General features: G+C 34.4%; 13 protein-coding genes. 9 read left to right on the top strand and 4 right to left on the bottom strand.

The annotated features are described in order from the left end of the window. Positions 1–80: 80 nt before the first annotated feature. Positions 81–860: a hypothetical protein gene (locus QE431_RS14500; protein ID WP_134140201.1), complete on the bottom strand. Its 780-nt coding sequence runs from the start codon at positions 858–860 to the stop codon at positions 81–83. A 10-nt stretch (positions 861–870) separates the two neighbouring features. Further along, a complete protein-coding gene (locus tag QE431_RS14495) occupies positions 871–1,263 on the bottom strand; it encodes a two pore domain potassium channel family protein (RefSeq protein ID WP_057116406.1) in 393 nt (130 codons plus the stop codon). A 213-nt stretch (positions 1,264–1,476) separates the two neighbouring features. Between QE431_RS14495 and QE431_RS14490 the strand changes: the two genes are divergently transcribed. The 9 genes from QE431_RS14490 to QE431_RS14450 all read left to right on the top strand — a co-directional run bounded on the left by QE431_RS14490 (position 1,477) and on the right by QE431_RS14450 (position 16,939). After that, positions 1,477–2,808, top strand: coding sequence for a TolC family protein (locus QE431_RS14490; protein ID WP_307297134.1), 1,332 nt, complete (start codon positions 1,477–1,479; stop codon positions 2,806–2,808). 12 nt (positions 2,809–2,820) lie between these two features. Further along, a complete protein-coding gene (locus QE431_RS14485; protein WP_307297130.1) occupies positions 2,821–3,882 on the top strand; it encodes an HlyD family secretion protein in 1,062 nt (353 codons plus the stop codon). 2 nt (positions 3,883–3,884) lie between these two features. Next, entirely contained in the window at positions 3,885–5,453 is a 1,569-nt protein-coding gene (locus QE431_RS14480) for an MFS transporter (protein WP_307297129.1), read from the top strand. Between the two features lie 176 nt (positions 5,454–5,629). Continuing rightward, positions 5,630–7,903, top strand: coding sequence for a catalase/peroxidase HPI (gene katG, locus QE431_RS14475; protein WP_307297126.1), 2,274 nt, complete (start codon positions 5,630–5,632; stop codon positions 7,901–7,903). A gap of 471 nt (positions 7,904–8,374) precedes the next feature. Further along, positions 8,375–8,932: an RNA polymerase sigma-70 factor gene (locus QE431_RS14470; RefSeq protein ID WP_057116401.1), complete on the top strand. Its 558-nt coding sequence runs from the start codon at positions 8,375–8,377 to the stop codon at positions 8,930–8,932. Between the two features lie 112 nt (positions 8,933–9,044). Next, entirely contained in the window at positions 9,045–9,965 is a 921-nt protein-coding gene (locus QE431_RS14465) for a FecR family protein (RefSeq protein WP_307297122.1), read from the top strand. Positions 9,966–10,037: 72 nt separating this feature from the next. Continuing rightward, positions 10,038–13,418 carry a TonB-dependent receptor gene (locus QE431_RS14460; protein WP_307297120.1) on the top strand — a complete coding sequence of 1,127 codons (3,381 nt, stop codon included), beginning with the start codon at positions 10,038–10,040 and terminating at the stop codon, positions 13,416–13,418. Between the two features lie 19 nt (positions 13,419–13,437). Next, complete coding sequence (locus QE431_RS14455) at positions 13,438–14,973, top strand: RagB/SusD family nutrient uptake outer membrane protein (RefSeq protein ID WP_134140210.1); 1,536 nt, start codon at positions 13,438–13,440, stop codon at positions 14,971–14,973. A gap of 148 nt (positions 14,974–15,121) precedes the next feature. Beyond that, positions 15,122–16,939: an alkaline phosphatase gene (locus tag QE431_RS14450; RefSeq protein WP_307297116.1), complete on the top strand. Its 1,818-nt coding sequence runs from the start codon at positions 15,122–15,124 to the stop codon at positions 16,937–16,939. Between the two features lie 134 nt (positions 16,940–17,073). Here QE431_RS14450 and QE431_RS14445 read toward each other — a convergent pair whose 3' ends face one another. After that, positions 17,074–19,887 (bottom strand): pitrilysin family protein, encoded by a 2,814-nt coding sequence (locus tag QE431_RS14445; RefSeq protein WP_307297115.1) that lies wholly within the window; start codon positions 19,885–19,887, stop codon positions 17,074–17,076. Between the two features lie 11 nt (positions 19,888–19,898). Beyond that, positions 19,899–22,166, bottom strand: a complete 2,268-nt coding sequence (locus QE431_RS14440; RefSeq protein ID WP_307297113.1) for a Gldg family protein — start codon at positions 22,164–22,166, stop codon at positions 19,899–19,901. Positions 22,167–22,171: the final 5 nt, after the last annotated feature.

Genomic DNA, 22,171 nt, shown 5'->3' with positions numbered 1-22,171 from the left:
TTTTAATTGAAATCAAAACAATAAAAAAGTCCTAATGAAAATTAGGGCTTTTTGTTATATAGTGTATTATAGCTTTTTAATTACTGAAAATTTTTCCTCAAGTCAATTATAGTTTGATTAGGAACATCTAGGTTAACGAAACCTCTGCGCGGTCTGTCTAGATCTAAAGTAAATAGAACTACTAAAGAAACCAAAATACAAAATCCAATTTGTACCAGCCAGTCAATTTTTCCTTTACGGCCCTCAGAATATCCTCCATAAAATGAAATAATTACAGCCAGAAAAAACAGCATGACTAAGATACTCTGAGGAACTTTTGCCTTTTCTCCAGAAAGCCGGGTAGTAGTTACATCAATCATATCATTTAAAGCAGGAATCATTTGCTGCGTTGCAGCTAGATTAGCTGGATCTTTAGAAAGTGAAGTTGCACGTTTCCATAATTTAGCCGAAATAATCTGCGATAAGCTGTCGGCTTTTAAAATCCCTTTTGCATCTGGGCCTGCCGTATAATAAGAAATTCGTGTTTCTACATAATCTTTAAAATCTTTACGAAATAAAGCTCTAGTAGTGTCCGGATATAAATCAGCTCGCAATATGGCAGTACCAATAATATTGGCTTCTTCTACAACAACCTTTCTTCGTGAATCATAGCGTTCGCCGCTCATACCAAATGTAAATGCAAGTAAGAAAAAAAGCAAAGCAATGAGAGCCGAAGTTTCTGGCGGTTTTTCTTCAGTTTGATTTTTATTATGAATGTAATTTCCAATTTGTTTTCCAACAAAGCTTGAAATAAGCATCAATGCAAAAAGGAGGAGAGCAATTACCCAGGCTTCGGTATGCTCTAATGTATTTGAATTCATATTTTATTCATTAAAGTCCAGCTTCTTTTCTTGCTTTTTTAAGCGCTTTTTTTTCAGCTTGTTTTTTTTCAAATTCTTCATGAGCAGCAATAATTGTTCTTCCTGCTTCAAGTACAAAAATTAGATATACACCAACACCTATAAAAATGTATATAATATTAAAAACAACACCGATAGTGGAAAAAGTAATTTCATGATCGTACGGACTATTCATGGAAAGTGTTCCTACGGAATAAGCCAATGCTTTAAGAAAAGGCAGGTGTTCTACCAACCAAAAAAACATTGTACCAACCAAAATTAAAACGAAAAGTAAAAATCCTAGGGTTCGAAATGTCTTGTCATTTCTCAATCTTTTAACAATATCTACAATGAATTTTCCCGTTAAAGCAAGTTCTATAAGCATCGTGTTTTGATTTTAAGTTACTCAATATTAGTGATTTATTTTTATATACAGAAATATTTACTATATTTATAATGAAAAAAATTAACAAAATTTTATGTTAATCCTTTAAAATCAACACATACAAGCCTAAATATCCAGATTCCTTCTTTTAAACGGTTTTAAATTTAGAATACTTTTTGAAAATCAACGCGTTAAATTATATTAATGAATTATATGTTGAACAAAAAAATACGACTTCTCTATTTGTTTTTGATTTTGACCTTCTTTAGTACTTTACAAATTTTTTCTCAGGGAGACAGTCTTGACCATTCACGAACAATTCTACTGGAAGAAGCACTTTTATTAGGAATCCAGAATAATAGGCAGCTTAAAATGGTAACTGTAGATGCGGCAATTGCAAATGAAAATGTAAGCCAGGCCAAAATTGCTAAAGCCCCTCGTATCGCTCTGAATGGTGGTTATACTTATATTGGAAATCCAAAACTATATGAAGGTTTTTACGAAAACAGTATAACAGTAGATTATTTTAATCATCAAGCATTTGCCAATATTATTACTTCAATGCCAATTTATAATGGAAGTTTAATTAATAGAAAAATTGAACAGCAGAAAATCCTGAGCCAGATGCAGGAATCAGCAGTAAAAATGACGCAGGCAGAAGTAAAGAATGCCATTACAACTTATTATTTTACGCTTGAAAAATTATACAAACAAATTGAAGTAACGAAACAAAATATTATAAACACTGATCTTAGAATTAAGCAGCTAAAATCTCGTGTAGAGAATGGCCAGAATTTAAAAAGCGATTTGCTTAGAACAGAATTGCAACAATCTAATTTTAAAGTTTCGGTTTTTAAAAATACAAACGATATAGAATTAGTAAGCAACTATTTAGATGTTTTGATAGGTATTCCAACCAATACAATTCTAAAACCTCAAATAGATAAAAGCGGTGTTCCATTTGAAGAAATAAAATTGCAAGAAAGCATTTCCCAAGCTTTCCAGAATAGAGAAGAAATCAAGCGCGCGGAAATTGGCATTCAATTATCAGAATCGACTCTAAACATCTCAAAAAGCGGATTTTCGCCAAGTATAAATGCAAATCTTATTTTAAATACAGAATATCCTGCACAATGGCCAAACTATGTCAATATTATTAATTATTGGGCAGCGGGAATTTCTTTAAATTGGGATGTATCAAGCTTTTATAACATTAAACACCGCATAAAAGGAGATAAACTTCAAATTGAAAAAAGCAATGTAGCCCTTGATGCAGCCAAAAACCAAGTTGAAAGCGAAGTAAAAACAGCATTTGTTAAGTATGAGGAAAGTAAAAGAAATATAGCGACTTACAAAAAAGATGTAGAGCTGTCATTAAGTAATTATAAAATTGTAAAAAGCAGATATGATAATGATTTTGCTTTAATAAGCGATATGGTTGATGCTGAACTGCAATTGAATAATTCAAAAATCTCACTTGTCAATGCGAATTTAGATTTAATCATTCAGTATTATTCCCTGCAATTTGCAATGGGTAAACTTTAAAATTAGAATAGTATGAGCGAAGAAAATAAACCAGCTGAAGGAATTCAAAAGGATAAAAAGAGAAATACGATTTTAACTATTATTTCTTTTATTTTTTTAGCTGCTGGAGGGTTCTGGATTTTGAGTTTGTTTTTTGATTTCAGCAATTACGAAACTACCAATAATGCTCAAGTTGAGGCTTATATAAGTAACGTTTCAGCAAGGGCATCTGGACACATTGCCGCAATTCGGTTTGAAACCAATCAGGTAGTGCACAAAGGAGATACACTGGTAATTTTGGACGATTCAGAATATTTAATTAAAGTAAGCCAAGCCGAAGCAGATCTTGCAATTGCAGTTGGAAACCTTCATTCATTAGAGCAAACCATAATTACTTCATCTTCAAATCAATCTGCAGCAAAAGAAAAATTAGCAGGCGATTTGGCCAGTCTTGAAAAAGCACAAAAAGATTACCAAAGATTCAAAAATATGTATGCAGATTCTGCCGTTACGCGTAATCAATATGATCAAGTAGTTTCAAAATTAAGATCAGAAGAAGCTTATTTAAAAGCAGGTAAAAAAGGATTAGACGCAAATAATTCTGTAACAAAGCAAAGTAACATCAATCTCGAAGCAGCTAGAGCTACAGTCGCGCGTAAAAAAGCTGACCTTGAAGCAGTAAAATTACAATTATCGTATACCAATATTATTGCTCCCGCAGATGGTATAGCTGGAGAACGCAACTTATCAATTGGCGAATTAATAAATGCCAATCAAGTCATTGCAACAATTGTATTGAATCAGAAATTATGGGTTTCGGCTAATTTTAAGGAAACACAAATCAGAAAAATTAAAATAGGACAACAAGTTGTTATAACAATTGATGCTCTTGGTGAAAAAGAGTTTAGAGGGAAAGTTACCGGCTTTTCTCCAGCAACAGGTGCTAAGTTTTCGATGGTTGAGCCAGATAATGCAACAGGAAACTTTGTCAAAATAACGCAGCGAATTCCAGTTAAAATTGAATTTGAGTCAGATCCTAAAGATTTAGAAGAAGTAAAGCCAGGAATGAACGTAACAGTCGAAGTAAAAAAATAAATATGTTTGCAGGAAAAAAAGGAAGCGTTTTTACACTCGTAGGATTATATATCTTAACCATTCCTTTTTTTAATGGATTGAATGTCACCACTTACGACAATTCTCAAGTTTTAGGAAATTTTGGTGCATCGACTACTGTTTTTACCTATTCTATATATATTCCAATTTTTGTCATGCTGGCTTTTATGCCTTTAGGATTAAAATTGGGCAAGCAGATTAAGGTGCGGACAATGATTTTGTCAGCTGCATTTTTATCCATTATATTCAATACTGCTTCCTTATTTGCGTCAAGTATAGAATGGTTTACCTTTTGGCGTTCGCTTTTAGGAATTGTTTCTGTAATTGGAATTTTTGCTTCAATGGTGCCAATTTTATTAAAATATAATCCAGCTTTTAATATGGCATTGCTGTACGGAATTCTGCAATTCATTCAAAAAGGCAGCCAGCATGTTTACCAATATTTAGGAACACATTTTACTAGTTTTTATAATTGGACATTTGGCATATATTTTCTGAACATCAATTTTTTAATCTGTATTCTTCTGGCGTGGTATTTTTACAAAGCAGATGTTGCTCCAATGAAAACCAAATTTCAATTTGACTGGCGTGGATGGATTATTATGATTTTATTTTTTACCGTAATTCTCTTTCTATGCGCGGAGGGGCAAAGCAGAAATTGGCTTAACGATCCTAAAATTAATTTAGCAGCAGCTTTATTATTGATTCTAATTGGCATTTACCTAATACATGTGCGTTTTACAGATGATCCCATAATTGATCCCGATGTTTATCGTTTTAAAAATGTAATTATTGGAACTTTTTTAATGTTCTATATTGGTGTAATTAACGGAACAGGAAGTGTTGTAACAGGTTATATGACCAATATTTTAGGTTTTGATGCTGTTTCAGGAGCCAGAACACATTTAGCATTATTAATAGGATTATGTATTGCTATTCCTCTATCGACTTATCTTTTGTTTAAGAAAATTTACCTGGCTACTATTTGGATTATGGGATTTGCATGTTACGGATTTTACCATATCATTCTTTTTTTTCGGTTTTACCCCGGAATAGATTCTTCAGATTTTTTTCTTCCTTTAATTTTTAAAGGACTCGGAATTGGTTTTCTTTTCCCAATTTCTCTTCTTTATATTTCCGAAGGAGTTCCTCCAAAACTAAGCGCATCTAGAATGATGAGCGGAATTATTGCCCAAGCGGTTTTTGCAGGTTTATTAGGAAGTGCCATTTTAGGGACTTTTATCTCAGGTTTAAATATACAGCATAAAACAGGTCTTAACCAGCAATTAACAGAATTAAACCAAATGGCGCAGAAGCAACTAGCAAATTCCAAAAGGAATTTTCTCTATATGGGATTATCCGAAACGGAAGCACAAAAAAAGGCAGAAAAAACTCTTTCGAACAAAACTTCGCAAGCTTCCATATTATTAGCATATAAGGATATTTATCTTGTCATGTCGGCAGTTTGCTTTTTTCCTGTTTTAATTATTTTAATATTTAAACTTTGGCGAAGACCACTCAGAAGAGTAGATGTAGAACCAATACCAATCTAGCTGTCAATAACTTTAGCTAAAATTGAAATTAGTTTATGAAGACAAGAGTGGAATGATATGTAGAGTTTATTTTATTACAATAGATTTTATCTATAAAATAAAAAATATTTATTATTCAAACCAATGGAATTCTCTTTGTATAGTTTGTAATTTAGTAAAAATAAAAAAAAGCAATTATGGATAATCAATCGAATGACATCAGCAAATGCCCTTTTCATAATGGGAGCATGGATAAGGAAGCAGCAACAGGTACAAAAAATCGTGACTGGTGGCCAAAGCAGCTAAAAGTAAATATCCTGAGACAGAATTCAGCTTTATCAAATCCGATGGATAAGGATTTTAATTATGCTGAAGCATTTAAAACTCTTGATCTTGAGGCGGTAAAAAAAGATTTACATGAACTCATGACTGATTCACAAGATTGGTGGCCCGCAGATTTTGGTCACTATGGAGGTCTTTTTATCCGAATGGCGTGGCATAGCGCTGGAACTTACAGAGTACATGACGGACGCGGTGGAGCAGGAGCAGGACAACAGCGTTTTGCGCCGCTTAACAGCTGGCCAGATAACGTAAGCCTTGATAAAGCCAGAAGATTATTATGGCCGATAAAACAAAAGTATGGTCAAAAAATTTCTTGGGCAGATTTAATGATCTTAACTGGAAATGTTGCTTTGGAATCAATGGGCTTTAAAACATTTGGTTTTGCAGGAGGAAGAGCAGATGTATGGGAGCCAGATGAATCAGTTTATTGGGGTTCTGAAACTACATGGCTTGGAGGTGATGAACGTTATAAAGATGGTTCTGAAGGTGTGCCAAAAGATCATGGAGTTGTATCGTCAGATGATGATGCAGATGGTCATATTCACAGCAGAAATCTAGAAAAACCTCTTGCCGCTGTACAAATGGGGCTTATATATGTAAATCCGGAAGGTCCAGACGGAAATCCAGATCCGATTGCTGCGGCAAAAGATATTAGAGATACTTTTGGACGTATGGCAATGAATGATGAAGAAACAGTAGCATTAATTGCGGGAGGACATACTTTTGGTAAAACTCACGGTGCAGCTTCTTCTGACCATGTTGGTAAAGAACCTGAAGCAGCAGATTTAGGACTTCAAGGTTTTGGATGGAAAAATAGTTTTGGTTCAGGTAAAGGTCCTGATGCCATCACAAGTGGACTAGAAGTAACATGGACAACAACTCCAACACAATGGAGCAATAACTTCTTTGAAAATTTATTTGGTTTTGAATGGGAACTTTCTAAAAGTCCTGCAGGTGCACACCAATGGGTAGCTAAAAATGCTCCAGAAATTATTCCTGATGCTTTTGATCCTAATAAAAAGCATTTTCCAACAATGCTTACTACTGATTTATCGCTGAGGTTAGATCCAGAATATGAAAAAATATCACGACGCTTTTTAGAGAATCCAGATCAGTTTGCTGATGCCTTTTCACGTGCATGGTTTAAATTGACACATCGTGATATGGGACCACGTGCACGCTATCTAGGACCTGATGTTCCGCAGGAAGAATTATTGTGGCAGGATCCTATTCCAGAAGTAAATCATAAATTAATAGAGGAGAATGATATCGCTCAGCTAAAAGAAAAAATACTAAACACCGGATTAAGCACATCTCAAATGGTTGCAACGGCATGGGCTTCGGCTTCTACTTTTAGGGGATCTGATAAACGTGGTGGTGCAAATGGAGCACGTATAAGACTACAGCCGCAAATTGACTGGGAGGTCAATAACCCAACGCAGCTTAGACAGGTTTTAAACCAATTAGAAACTATACGCGTAGAATTTGACAATGCTCAAATCGATGGAAAAAAAGTTTCACTGGCAGATTTAATAGTTTTAGCAGGTGCTGCAGCAGTTGAAAAAGCGGCTAAAGAGGCAGGAAGTACAGTTGTTGTACCTTTTACTCCAGGTCGTATGGATGCGTCATCAGAACAAACAGATGTTGAATCATTTGGATATTTGGAGCCTAAAGTAGATGGTTTTAGAAATTATAGAAAAACTAAATCACCAGTTTCAACAGAAGAACTTCTTATTGATAAAGCAAATTTATTAACCCTTACAGCACCTGAGCTAACAGTACTTTTAGGAGGACTACGCGTGCTGGACATCAATACAGATGGTTCAAAAAATGGTGTATTTACACATCGTCCGGGAAAATTGACGAATGACTTCTTCATAAATCTGCTTGATATGAATACACAATGGCAGGCTGTTTCAAATGATAAGGAGCTGTACGCAGGAAACGATCGCGCAACAGGTCAGCCAAAATGGATTGGTACACGTGCAGATCTTGTTTTTGGTTCTAATTCAGAATTAAGAGCTGTAGCAGAAGTGTATGCAAGTACAGATGCACAAGAAAAATTTGTAAACGATTTTGTTGCAACATGGAATAAAGTAATGAATTTAGATAGATTCGATTTAGTGTAAAACAAAAAATTAATTTTACAATTGCCCCCAAAAAGTTTGCTGCTTATTGGGGGCATTTTTTTATAAAAAAAATTAAAACAGCTATGATTTAACCTTCCGTGCGCTTAGAGCCTTTAATTTTTTGTTAAGCGCTTTTTTATCATTCAAACCTCAAAAAAAGCTTTTTTATAAGAGAAGGATTATTATAAAAGAGAGACCATTCTATTTTTTACTTCAAATACTTCATAACCTTATTTTACAGGTAACTTTTAGTTTCAAATGTTAATAATATGTTTCGTTTTAAGACCGTTTTATTAATGTAAACGTAACCTTTTCGACCTACCCTCATCTTTAATTTTGAAGACATATAAAAAGAACCTAATACTTTGTATATGTCATTTTTGAAACAACACGAACATTATCAACACGAAATCAGAAGAAATGCTGCAGACTGCATTTTTCATTTGATTATTCATGCCAAAATAATGTACAATGTATAAGAAGTTTACAGACGAAGAACTTGTCGAATTATTAAGAAACGGCAAAGACAAAGCTTTTGATGAACTCTATTTTAGATATCGAGACATACTTGTTCGATTTGTATACCTCAGAATGAAATCGGTAGCAATATCAGAAGAAATTGTTCAGGAAGTTTTTACTAGTATCTGGGAACGACGCAAGACAATTGTCATTCAAAAAAGTTTTGCGGCTTATATCTACACTTCGGTTCGTTATATGACATTAGATTATATAAAATCTCATACAGTTGCAGACCAATATGTACAAGAAGTTTTGGATAGAAATACTGTTTCGTACGGCAGTCATAATGCAACAGAAGATTCTATTTATTACGACGAACTGCAAAAAGCAGTTGATAAGGCAGCAATGCTACTTCCTAAAAAATCAAAAGAAGTTTTTATTCTAAGCAGGGTAAAACATTATACCAATAAAGAAATCGCTGAGGAACTGAATGTTTCAATAGAAACGGTAAAGTATCATATTACTTATGCGCTCAAATTTATGCGCACTTATTTGGGCGAGTTCAATTAAAAGTAAAATCAAAATTAAGGTTTCTTTTTTTTCTTAACAGAAGCGTAACCTTGCGCACCTACCGAAAATTACAATTCCAAAGACATACTATTAAAGACATAAAGAAATTATAATGCCTGATAAATTAAGACAAGAAATAAAACATTTTTTAGAAGGAAAGTATTCTCCAAAAGGACAAGAAATGTGGAATAAATGGTACGATCGTACTGATGATTTTTTTGAAAACATGGAAATGATACAGTCAGATCGTTCGAAACTAAAAAAAGAGTTACGTCAAATTAAGAAAACCAATAATGTTATTGCTCTTCAATATAAAAACTGGGCGGTTGCTGCCTCTTTGGTTTTTCTAATCGGATTATCAGTGTTTTTTTATCAGTCATCACATTCAATTGAAAACACACAATTAGCGGTAAAACTTGGCGAACATGCTCAAATAAAATTGAGTGACGGAACGCAGATATGGCTGAATGCCGGAAGTGTTTTAAAATATCCAAAAGAATTTAAAGGAGATACCAGAGAAGTATATCTCTCTGGTGAAGCTTTTTTTGATGTAGCCAAAGACAAAAAACATCCTTTTATCATTCACACCAATAAAATGGATACCAAAGTTCTCGGAACCAGTTTTAATGTACAGGCATATCCAGACCAAACAACCCAGGAAGTTTCAGTTTTAACTGGAAGAGTAAATGTGAAATCTACCGTTACAGAAGAGAATGTGTATGTAACTCCTGGCCAAAAAGTGGTATTTAAATCATACAGCAATAAGCTTCAGGCTTTTAAAGATATTCCAGTGAATACAATTTCACTATGGCGAAAAAATATTATGGTTTTTGAAGATACGCCTCTGCCCGAAGTTGTTGCCACAATTAACCGCAATTATAATGTGGCTATCGAAATCAAAAATCAAAAATTAAATGCTTTAAAGATAAGCGCCTATTTTAAAGAACTGCCTGCCGATCAAGTAATTGGATTGGTGTGTAATATCATCAATGCCGATTATAAAATGGATTCGGGTATTTATAAAATAGAGTAATTCTTCAGCACATTAAAAATAAACTACGTAGCATCCTAAATAAACAAAAACAATCAACTAAATCTAAAAATTATGAATGAAAAACAAATGCGGTATGCCGTAAATTGTCAGAGCTTAAGGACAATAGGAACAAAATTATTCCTGTTTATGGCTTTGTTTTTTGCGACGCTGACAGTAAACGCCGGGAATGTTGACATTAACAAAAGAGTAACTTTAAAAGTTGAAAATGAAAGTATAAAAAATATTTTTCAAAAAATTGAAAATCAGGTCGATGTGCATTTTATGTACGAAAGCAGCCAAGTCAATACCAATCAAAAATTAAGTTTAAAATTGAGTAATGTAACGCTGGAACAAGCGTTGGACAGAATTTGCGGTGCAGCACTTCGATATGAAATTGTGAGTAATAATATCGTTATCAAAAAAAATCAAAAAGTAGCAGCGGCAGATCAGAATAAAATAATTGTTTCAGGAACTGTTTTTGGAGCAGATGACAATATGCCGTTACCAGGCGTTGGAATCAAAGACAAAGGTTCTGATGCAGCTGCAGCTACAGATTTTGACGGAACTTTTAAAATGGAAATCAATGCAGCAGAAGCTACTCTTGTTTTTTCATACGTTGGTTATATTACACAAGAAGTAAAAGTTACCAGCACACAAACCATTACAGTAAAACTGGCAGCTGATGTAAAACAACTTCAGGAAGTAGTTGTTATGGGTTACGGAAGTGTAAAAAAGAACGAAGTTCTTGGCGCTGTAGGATCTGTTTCTATGAAAGAAACTTCTAGCAGAACGTATAACAATGCTGCCGAATTACTGCAGGGAACAGTTGCTGGTGTAACGGTTATTAACGATGGAGGTGATCCAACATCTTCGCCAACAATTAATATTCGTGGTATCGGATCTTTAAATGCTGAGACTCCGTTAATTGTTTTAGACGGAATTATTTACAGTGGTTCTTTAAACACTTTAAATCCAAATGATATTGCTTCGATAAGTGTTTTAAAAGATGCGGCTTCTGCGGCAATTTACGGTGCGAGAGCTTCTGGAGGTGTAATTTTAATTACTTCTAAAAAAGGAATTTCAGATCGTATCAATGTAAATGTAAACTATCAGGGAGGTTTTCAAAATGTAGCGAAAAAATTAGAAGTTCTAAACGCTGCAGAATATGCTGATGCTATGAATCTGGCAAGAGATAACGCTGGATTACCAAGAATTCCTGCTTTTGACACTGCATTTGAACCAACAGCAAGAACTACAAAAACAAACTGGATGGATGAAATTTTCCGTACAGGAGAAATTCAAGATCTGTCTCTTTCTGTAAATGGAAAAACAGAAAAATCTAATTTCTTTCTTTCTGGAAGTTATAGAAAAAACGAAGGTATTTTGTTAAACACATACGGAGAACGTTATACAGTAAGAGCAAATTCATCTTTTAAATTGGCCGATAATTTCACAATTGGGGAAAATCTTTCATACTCGTTAACTGATGGTCAGACTGCTAATACTTCAAGTTCGTATACAGGAGCAATTCAAGCAGCGATTTTGTATCCGCCAAACGCGACGATTTACAGAGAAGATGGTTCTGGCCAATTTGGCGGTGTTCCTGAAAAATATATTGGTTCTTACGGAGATGTTATCAATCCAGTGGCATATTTAAAAAGATTAGATAACAAAAATCCAATTTCTACCATTTTGATCAATCCTTATGCGGAATGGGAAATTGTTCCAGGGTTAAAAGTAAAATCAAACTGGGGATATACCAGAATTCAGGATAATGCAACAGATTTCACAGTAAAAGTTACTGAGCCAGGAAAAATATTTGATTTCAATAGACTGACTCTAAAAAATATGACAATTACCGATTTATTGAGCGAGCAGACTATTTCTTATGAAAAATCATTTGGGAAACACAATTTGAAAGCTTTAGCCGGATATACGTATCAAGAAACTAAAAGAGATTTCTATACAGTTGAAGGAACTGGATTTGACAACGAAGATCCATCACAGCGCTATTTATTAAATGCAAAATTAATTCAACAGACAGGGGCAGGTTTATCAGATGAAATCATTTCTTCTTATGTAGGAAGATTAAATTATGACTTCAATCAAAAATATTTATTCTCAGGAATTGTGCGTCGTGACGGAACTTCAAAACTTTTACAAGACAACCGCTGGAAAGTATATCCTTCTGTTTCTGCAGGTTGGTTAATTTCTGAAGAAAGTTTTATGAAAGGTCTTGAGCCAATTGTAAGCAATTTAAAATTACGTGCAAGCTGGGGGCAGATTGGAAATTTAGGAAACCTTGGACCATATCAGTTTAGTGTACCATTATCACAAACTCAAGCTTTAATTGGAGCAACTCCATCTATTAATTACGGTTATGCGGAAAGCGAATTATCAAACCCTAATTTAAAATGGGAAAGCTCTGAGCAGACTAATATTGGTTTAGATTTTACAATGCTAAATAATAGTTTAGTTGGATCTGTTGATGCTTATGTGAAAAAAAATAAAGACATGCTGGTTCGTGACCAATTACCTGGTGTTTCTGGAACGCCGCAAGGAAGAATTGTAAACTCTGGAGATGTTGAAAATAAAGGTATTGAGGTTAGTTTAACGTATCAAAAAACAAAAGGCGAATTTAAGTTTGACGTTACAGCAAACGCTGGATTGTTAACCAATAAAATTGTCTCTATTAAAGACGATTTGACTTCGCTTGAACCCTTAAACTTAAGCAGAGTTCGTAGTTTGCCTTTAGCAAATATCTATCAAGTTGGAAGTCCTGTTGGTGCTTTCTACGGATATGAAACAGACGGATTATTTCAAAGTGATGCAGAAGCAAAAGCTTATGTAAACAAAAATGGTGTGGCCTATCAGCCAAATGCTGTTGCAGGAGATATTAGATTTAAAGATGAAAACGGCGATGGTGTTATCAATAACAGCGATAGAGTAGTATTAGGAAGTCCTTTTCCAAAAACAACTTACAGTTTGAATGCTAATTTTAGGTACAAAGGATTCGATATGAATATCTTTTTTAACGGAGCTGCTGGAAATAGTGTTTTCAACGCTGTAAAGCATACAGGTTTAAATGCTTCTTTCCCAGGATATAACTTATTGGCAGAGTCTAAAGATGCTTGGTCTCCAACCAATACAAACACCAATGTTCCGGTTCTATCTTCAACAGACAACAACAATAACTTCGGACGTATCTCTGATCTTTATATCGAAGATGCTTCTTTCTTAAGATTGAAAAACGTGTCGATTGGTTATACCGTAAAAGAAAGCTGGCTGAACGGAAAAGCAAAACTTAGATTCTTTATTTCTGGACAAAACTTATTTACAATTACTAAATATTCTGGAATGGACCCTGAAGTTGGTCTTAAAAACTTCGGAATGGATTTAGGTAAATATCCACTTTCACGTATTTACATGACAGGTGTTAATGCAACTTTTTAAAAAATAAAAAACAATTAAAATGAAAAAAATAAGTCTTTTATTATTGAGTTTTGTGCTTTTAATGGGCACTTCGGCTTGTGAAAGTGAACTTGATGTTGTACCACAGGGGGCGCCTTCAAGCGGAAATTTCTGGAAAACTCCAGCAGATGCAAAGGCAGGAGTAAACGCAATATATGCTTTATATTCTGATGATAATATGTATGGCCGTGGTTTTTTCTGGCTGAATAATGCAAGTGATGATATCGGAACAAAACCAAGACAAAACGCAGAGCGTATCAAAAATTTTATTGTTGACGGAGCAGAATCGGATACAAAAGATATTTGGAGAATTCACTATGAAATTATGAAACGCTGCAACGATGTAATTCGCAATGTGCCAAATATTCCTTTGGATGAAAGTACAAGAAACGGAATGCTGGGAGAAGCTTATTTTAATCATGCCGTAATGCATTTAGAATTAGCATACCATTATGGAGACGATCGTGCAGGAATTCCAATTCAGGACAGAGAAAACCCAACAAATGTGTATGTGCCTCGTGCTAAAAATGTTGCAGAAAACTACGCTTACATTGCTGCAGATTTAATTAAAGCGGCCGATTTATTACCTTACTTTGACCAGCTTACGCCAGACAATTACGGACGCGCTCACAAAACTGCTGCATGGGCTTATTTAGTTCGTACGTATTTGTATGCAAAAGATTGGGACAATGCTATAAAATATGCCAACATGATTGTGGCAAGCGGAAAACACAAATTATTAGACAATTTTGAGGATGTATTTAAAATCAGCAATAACTGGTCATCAGAATATATTTGGTCTGTTACTTCAAGTGCAGAAAATACTTCTTTAGGATCTATTTTTCCTGGAGTTTGTTTAGAAGATAAAGGATGGGGAGTTTACAACGGATGGGGAAATTTCTATCCAACAAAAGAATTGTTTGATACTTATGTTCCAAACGATAAAAGACGCAGTGCTACCATTTTACAAAAAGGAGATAAATTCATGTATTTTGGAGAATTGGTAACTTTTAACGAAGGAAACCACGTGGTAAGTTCAAGTAATAGAACAGGTTATCAGTTTAAAAAATACATGGAGCCATTCAGCTATCCAAAAACAACATCGGGCGGAGTTGATATTCGCTACGTAAATGCAAACGGAGACAAACCTTCAACGGCTTTAAACGTACCTCTTTTACGTTATGCAGATGTGATTTTAATGTTAGCGGAAGCGAAATTAATGAAAGGGCAGAATGCCGATACAGAAATCAATATGATTCGCCGCCGCGCAGGTCTTACAGATCTTTCTGGAGCTACTTTAGTTGATTTAAAAAGAGAAAGACGCTGCGAATTAGCAGGCGAGTGGACAGACCGTCACTTTGATTTAGTGCGTTGGGGAGATGCAAAAGAAACGTATGCCAAACCATTACACCATTATGATGGAAGCGTAATTTATCCAGCTCGTAATTTTAATCCTGCTATTCACCATGTTTGGCCAATACCGCCAGATGAAATCGCAGTAAGCAAAGGAGCTTTGACTCAAAACCAAGGCTGGTAATCAATAATTTCATTGTGTTTTTTTAGTTTTTTTACGCTGCAGTCTTTTTGTCGGGAGGCTGCGGCCGTAAAAAATTAATAAAACCATTTTTTATTTTCATACAATTCAAGAAGTAACCTACGACTTTTTGTTATTTAATTTATTTTCGATGAAAAAAATAATCACCCTTTTTTGCCTTCAGTTTTTCCTTTTCGCGCAGGCGCAGGAATACAGTTCTTCTAATATTCATTCTCATAACGATTACGAGAGTAAATTACCATTTTATGGCGCTTATTCTAATGAAACCGGTGTTATTGAAGCCGATGTTTTTTTGGTGAATAACGAATTGTTTGTAGCCCACACTTCAAAAGAAATTGCAGCTCACAATACCCTTAAAAACATGTATTTGGAACCGCTTTCTTCTAAATTAAAAACTTTAGAAGGAAAGGCATACCCAAGCGGCAAACCTTTAATTTTAATGATTGATATTAAGTCTGATGCCGATGCGACTTTGAAAGTTATTGCACAGCAGTTAAAGACTTTTCCAGATATTATTTCGAATAAAAATATAAAAGTGGTCATTTCTGGAAATAGACCTTTACCTTCAAAATGGAATGAATATCCAGATTTTATTTATTTTGACGGAAGATTAAACGAAAATTACACGCCAGATCAATTAGCGCGTGTAGAAATGATCAGCGAAGATTTAAAAGAAATCACCGTTTGGAACGGGAAAGGAGTTCTAACGCAGGCAGATTCTGAAAAAATTCAAGCTATTATCAAGAAAGTTCACGATCAAAATAAAAAAGTAAGATTCTGGGCAACGCAGGACAACGTAAATACTTATATGACTTTGATGAATTTAAAAGTTGATTTTATCGGAACAGATAAAGTTACTGAGCTGACGCAGTTCATTAATAGCATTAAAACGACATTTTACCAAAACACAGAATTTCATCAAGCTTACGTTCCTAAAAATGCATTTAAAAGTAAACGTCCTAAAAACGTTATTCTTTTAATTGGCGACGGAATGGGATTAACTCAAATATATTCTGGTTACACCGCAAACAAAGGACAATTGAGTTTGTTTAACATTCCAACTCAAGGATTTTCTATCACCAAAGCTTCAGATAGTTACATTACAGATTCTGCTGCTGGAGCAACTGCAATGGCAACTGGACATAAAACCAATAATCGTTTTATTAGTGTTGACGAACAAGGAAAACCGTTGGAATTGATTACACAGCAATTGATTAAGAAAAACTATAAAACGGCAATTATTTCAGCAGGAAATATTACAGATGCTACGCCGGCGGCTTTTTATGCACATCAGCCGGAAAGAAGTTTGAGCGAACCAATCGCAAATGATTTCCTGGCAAATCCTTCTGATATTTTAATTGGCGGAGGTCAAAATGAATTTAAATCCAGAAAAGACGGTAAAGATTTGTCTAAAGCTTTAATCGAAAAAGGATATACATTTTCAGATAGTTTTGCCAGTTTAGATACCATCAAAAACAATCGATTTGTAGTTTTAGAAGATAAAGCTGTTGTTTCTATGAAAAATGGGAGAGGAGATTTTCTAACTAAATCTTTAGCGAAAGCAACAAGCACTTTTTCAAAAACTAAAAATCCATTTTTTATCATGGCAGAAGGTGCGCAGATTGATTACGGCGGGCACCAAAATAATGTTGAATATGTTGTTCGTGAAATGCTGGATTTTGATAAATTAGTTGGACAAGCAATGGAATTTGTAGATAAAAATCCAGAAACTTTATTAGTCGTAACCGCAGATCACGAGACAGGTGGATTATCATTGATTGATGGAAGTATCGAGAAAGGTTACGTTCACGGAAGTTTCAGCACAAATGATCATACCGCAGTTCCAGTTCCAGTTTTTGCTTATGGACCAGGAGCAGATAAATTTATGGGAGTTTATCAAAACACAGCGATTTATCATAAGATAATGGAGTTACTTTCTGCGAAATAAGATTTTTTTATTGAGATATAAGAGGGCGGTTGATTTTCTTCAAACGCCCTTTTTTAATGAATGACCGAACAAAAAAGGCTGCCCAGAGAGGACAACCTTTAATGACTAATAAAATAAAAATGTATCCTAAAGTTTTACTTTCCTGATTCGATTTCAGGGCTCATAATAACTTCGACACTGCTAGAACTATCCAAAACGTGCTTACTAAACTGCTGAATAGTTTTTTGATTAATTTTAGAAATTAAATTTTTATATTCCTCATCCGTCGAAAACGGAATCTGATTTAATGTGCTGTTATAGATTGTTGTATTCCAGAAAGAATTGGTTTTAAGCGATTCTTCTCGGTTTTTTAACAAAGCTTGTTTAATATCTTCCAAATCATTTGCATTGACTGGATTTGATTTTAAGTCGTTTATTTCTTTCCAGACAATCTGCATTAATTTTTCCTGTTTGTCAGGATTACAGTCAAAAGTGAGAGCCAGACTGAAAGTTGGTTTAGGAATCAATTCCAGATTTCCGCCAACGTTTACACCGTAACTGCCGCCTTCTTCTTCACGAATGGTCTGCAAGAATCGTTTTGATAACAGTTCTCCGATGATATACATTGTCAAGGCATTTTCTTTACTGTATTCTGTTTTTCCGGTTAAGTTTAAATAAACGGTTGCTTTTGCAACTTCCATAGGACGTTTGAAATGAACTTGGGTCTTTCCTTTTTTAGGCTCAAAATTATGATCCACATAATTTTCCTTTAAGGCTGGATTGGAGTTGATATTTCCGATGTATTTCTGAATTAATCCTAATGCGGAATCTGGAATGTTTCCAACAAAAATAAAAGTAAAATCACCGGCATTTTTAATTCTGTCACGGTAAATGTTTTCGGCTTTTTTCAGATCAATAGATTCAAGAAATTTTTCATTGAAAATAAAAGTACGGGCATTATGATTTGAATTTGCTAAATCAATAGAATCTTTAAAGACACTTTCATTATCTTTTTTAATAGTTTCCAGTCGGTTTTTATATTGGTCTTTTAGGATATTGAAAATATTTGGATCAAAACGCGGCGACTCAAAAGAAAGATAAACCATTTGCAGCATAGTTTCGAAATCGGCTTTATTTGAACTTCCTTGGAATCCCTGTGTATTTTGACCAATAAACGGTGCGGCCTGCGCAACTTTTCCGGTCAGTTTTTCTTTTAGACCAATATTATCAAAATTACCCAGACCTGAAGATCTTGCAATTGTTGTTGCAATTTCGGCAGAAGCGAGATCTTCTGTCTTAATTAAAGATTTACCTCCTTTTGAAAATGCCGAGAAAATAATCTGATCTTGTGAATAGTTTGTTGGAAGTACAATTATTTTAGCTTCATTTTCTAAAATATAACCTTTTGCGTCCTTAACCCCAGCTATTTCAAATGTTTTTTTAATTGCAGCAGGTTTTAGTTCCTTATCAATTAACGGCGCGTTGTTTTCTTTTTTAGTGTAAGGTTCCAAAGTCATGTTTTCGACTTTTTTCATTACGCTTACAACAGCTTCTTTTGTTGGGAAATCATTTTTATCCTGATCTGAACCAGTAACTAAAACCACTTGGTTTGTTGGTTTTTGAATGGTTTTCGCATAAGCATTCAATTCCTCTAAAGAGATACTTTTTATAATCCCAACAATTAATTTATAATCATCTTCAGGGGAAAGGAATGGCTTAGCTTTTAAGAAATAATTGGTCAGTTTATCTGCCCAGCTGTCGTTGTCAACTTTATCTTTATTGTTTATAAAATCATCATAAGAGCTTATGAAAATCTTTTTAGTTCGATCTAATTCTATTTGAGAAACACCAAAACGCTTTAGGCGCTCTGTCTCTGTATAAGCTTCTTCAAATGCCTGGATTATTTTTCCTTTTTTGGCTAAAGCCGAAATATTAAACGATGTATTTAATCTTGAAATAGGTTCAAAATAGGTTTTTAAGTTTAAAGCACCACTTTGATTTTTTAAAAGCAATTCTTTGAAACGATTATTTAAAATGCTGGTATAAAATGAGTTCATTACGTTTTTACGCGTAACGATGCTGTCTTTTAATAAAGGCTCGTCTAAGACATATTGAAGTGTAATGGAAGAAGAAGATGCTTCTTTGTCTGACGCCGTGCCAAAATACAATTCATCGTGTTTTGGAATATTAAAGTAGGGGCGGGGAACTGCTTTTTTTGCCAGTGGAATTCCTGAAAAAATGGTCTTCACTTTTTGTTCCATTGCTTTTACATCAATATCACCAACAATGATTACAGCTTGTAAATCTGGGCGGTACCATTTTTTATAATAGTTTCTCAGTTCAGGATATTTGAAATTGTTGATGATATTTAAATCGCCAATAACATCTCTTTTACTGTATTGCGAACCTTTGTATAAAACGGGATCTGTCTGCATTTTTAAACGAAAATCACTTGTTCTTCTGGTTCTCCATTCTTCTCTGATTACACCTCTTTCAGCATCGATTTCGGCATCAGTTAAAGACAGCGATCCTGACCAGTCATGCAGCACCCAAAGTGTAGAATCGATTAGTTTTTCGTTGCTGACAGGAACTGTGCTGATATTATACACTGTTTCATCCTGAGCAGTATAAGCGTTGATGTCTTTACCAAAACTTACTCCGTTCTTCTCTAACATTTTAATGATCCCTTTTCCTTTAAAATGTTCTGTTCCGTTAAATGCCATGTGTTCCAGAAAATGCGCCAATCCGTTTTGATTGTCGTCTTCTAGAATGGCACCTACATTTTGAACAAAGTAAAAACTGGCTCTGTCTTTTGGTTCTTCGTTGTGGAGAATATAATATGTCAGCCCATTTTTTAATTTTCCGGTTGTCACATTTTTATCCAGCGGAATGTTGGTTTTGAATTGGGAATATGCGCCTTGAAAAGACAAAGCGAGAATCCCAATGATGATATTTTTTTTAGTGTTCATTTTGATACTTTTTATCTTCTGTTTCTTCTAATCAGTATGAAAGCAGCACTGAGTATAATCAATAAAGGAAACAGTGCAATAAATACAATTTTACTCATGAAAACCTGATTGGCATTTACCGTTATTTTTTTATCGATATTTTCAGGTCGAGTAGTGTCTATAGGAAATTCATAATTGGTAAACCAGCTGAAGATATCAGTAAAAAACTGAAATGTTCCTGATCCGCCTCGGCTTAATTCGGCATTACCCATAAAATCGGCATCTCCTGCCACAATTATTTTTTGTGATTTACCATTTACATTTCTGGTTAAAGCTACAGCAAGCGGAACAGCAGTTACAGCAGGTTGTTTTTTCAAATCTTCAGGAATTGAAGTAATTCCAGTCTTTGCTTCCCAAGCCGGCTGTGTGTTGGTTTTTAAAAGCGGTGTCACTTTAAAACCAACGTCTTTTACCATTTTAATCCCACTGCTTCCTAAAAACGGAATTGGATTGTTGTCTTTGTTTTTAGTTAATTTGATTACAGTCGAATCAATATTTTTTGAAACTTCAGTAACTAAATAATCTGGCGAATTAGTTTCACTTTCTTGAACTAGAGCTTGTTTGGTAAAACTTAAACCTAACTTATCTGTTACAGCAGCCAAAGCAGAATTCGTTTCAGGTTCAGCTAAAAGCATTACATTTTTTCCCTGATCGATGTATTTATTGATGCGGTCTACAGCACCTTGGCTCAATTGCGTTTTCGGATCGGCAATGATTAAAATTGTGGTTTGTTCTGGAATATTCTGCGCATTAATATCTACAGAAGAAACATCAAATCCTTGATTGATAAGTGAATATCTGAAAGTGATTTCATTAAAACCAGTTTTGTAATTTTTATCTCCAATTTTATCAACGCTTCTTTCCATGTTGCCGGTTGCAAAAACGATTTTAGGAGCAGGAACAACTAGACGTTTTAAAGAGGCAGAGATTTCTTTTTCCATAGGAACCTTAAACATATCGTCATACATTCTTAAGAATGTTTTCTTACCATTATATTCCACAGTTCGTACAACTCTGTTCTGCTCAGGTTTTAAATCTACAACCTTTTTAATCTCTTCTGGAGAATAAAGTTTTTTTAGCTTTAAATCCTGTGTTTCGATCATTTTCTGCGCAAGCTCTTTATCGTTTAATCCAGGGTTTTGAGCATATAGAGCTTCATTGTTTGACGTATCATAATAATACACATATTCCATTTCCATCTGTGGTATAAAACGGGTGTATTTTTCAAAGCTTGCTATATCTGAATTTTGAGAGTAAGGCATCGCCATATAATAGTTGATGTCTAGTAAGTTTACATAAGTAGTTAACTTTATAGGGCCGTCTATTTTTTTGACAATATCTAAACTGGTTTTTGTTAATGTTCTGTCTTTTGTACGCGTCATATCTTGATACAGCGTAAGAGAAGCTCTGGAAGTAATATAGCCAAATGATAAAACAATTGTGACTAGTAAAGTATATTTTAAAACTCTTTTTGAGATTGTTTGTGCGTCTCTTCCTGTCTGTAGTTTATAGATGCTCAACACGATAAAAAGACTGCTTACCAAAATAAAGTATATTACATCTTTACTGATGATTAGACCTTCCAGCATTTCATTTGCACGTCCGGAGATAGAAAGGAAATAGGTGATGTCTTTTACAACTTCAACATCCTGCCAAAGTTTGCCGATGAAATTTAAACCTGCCAAAACTACCAAAGTACTGATCGCAGCCACAACCTGATAAGAAGTGAGGCAAGACATAAAAAGCCCGATTGCGGCATATGTACAAACCAATAAATACAAACCAATAAGACCTGATACGGCAAATTTTAAATCTAAATTTTCAATAGAGAAGTACGCAATACCAACCTGTAATCCTAATATCACAATGAATAAAAGACAGTAAGCAGCGATAGCTAAATATTTACCAAGTACAATATCTTTAATTTTAATTGGCGAAGAAAGTAACAGTTTGATCGAACCGCTGTTAATTTCGCGACTTACTAGTCCCATTGTTAAAAGCGGCACATACAAGTATAAATAATTCTGCATTTCTGTATATAAACCATTGAAGCCTGAAAATGTAATCTGAGTTAAGTTGCCAAGACCCTCTCCAATTTTTTGTGCTTTTTCAAAACGTTCAATAGAGTTGAAAAATTTCCAGCTGGACTGGATTGAAAATATTACTAAAACAACCCATGCGACAGGTGAGTAAAACATAGTGTTGAGCTCTGTTTTAGCAATTCTATATATTGTTTTCATTTGTT

The sequence above is a fragment of the Flavobacterium sp. SORGH_AS_0622 genome, assembly GCF_030818825.1.
GTDB lineage: Bacteria > Bacteroidota > Bacteroidia > Flavobacteriales > Flavobacteriaceae > Flavobacterium.
Note: the sequence above shows the minus strand (reverse complement) of the source record. Positions and strands in the feature narration are given on the sequence as shown.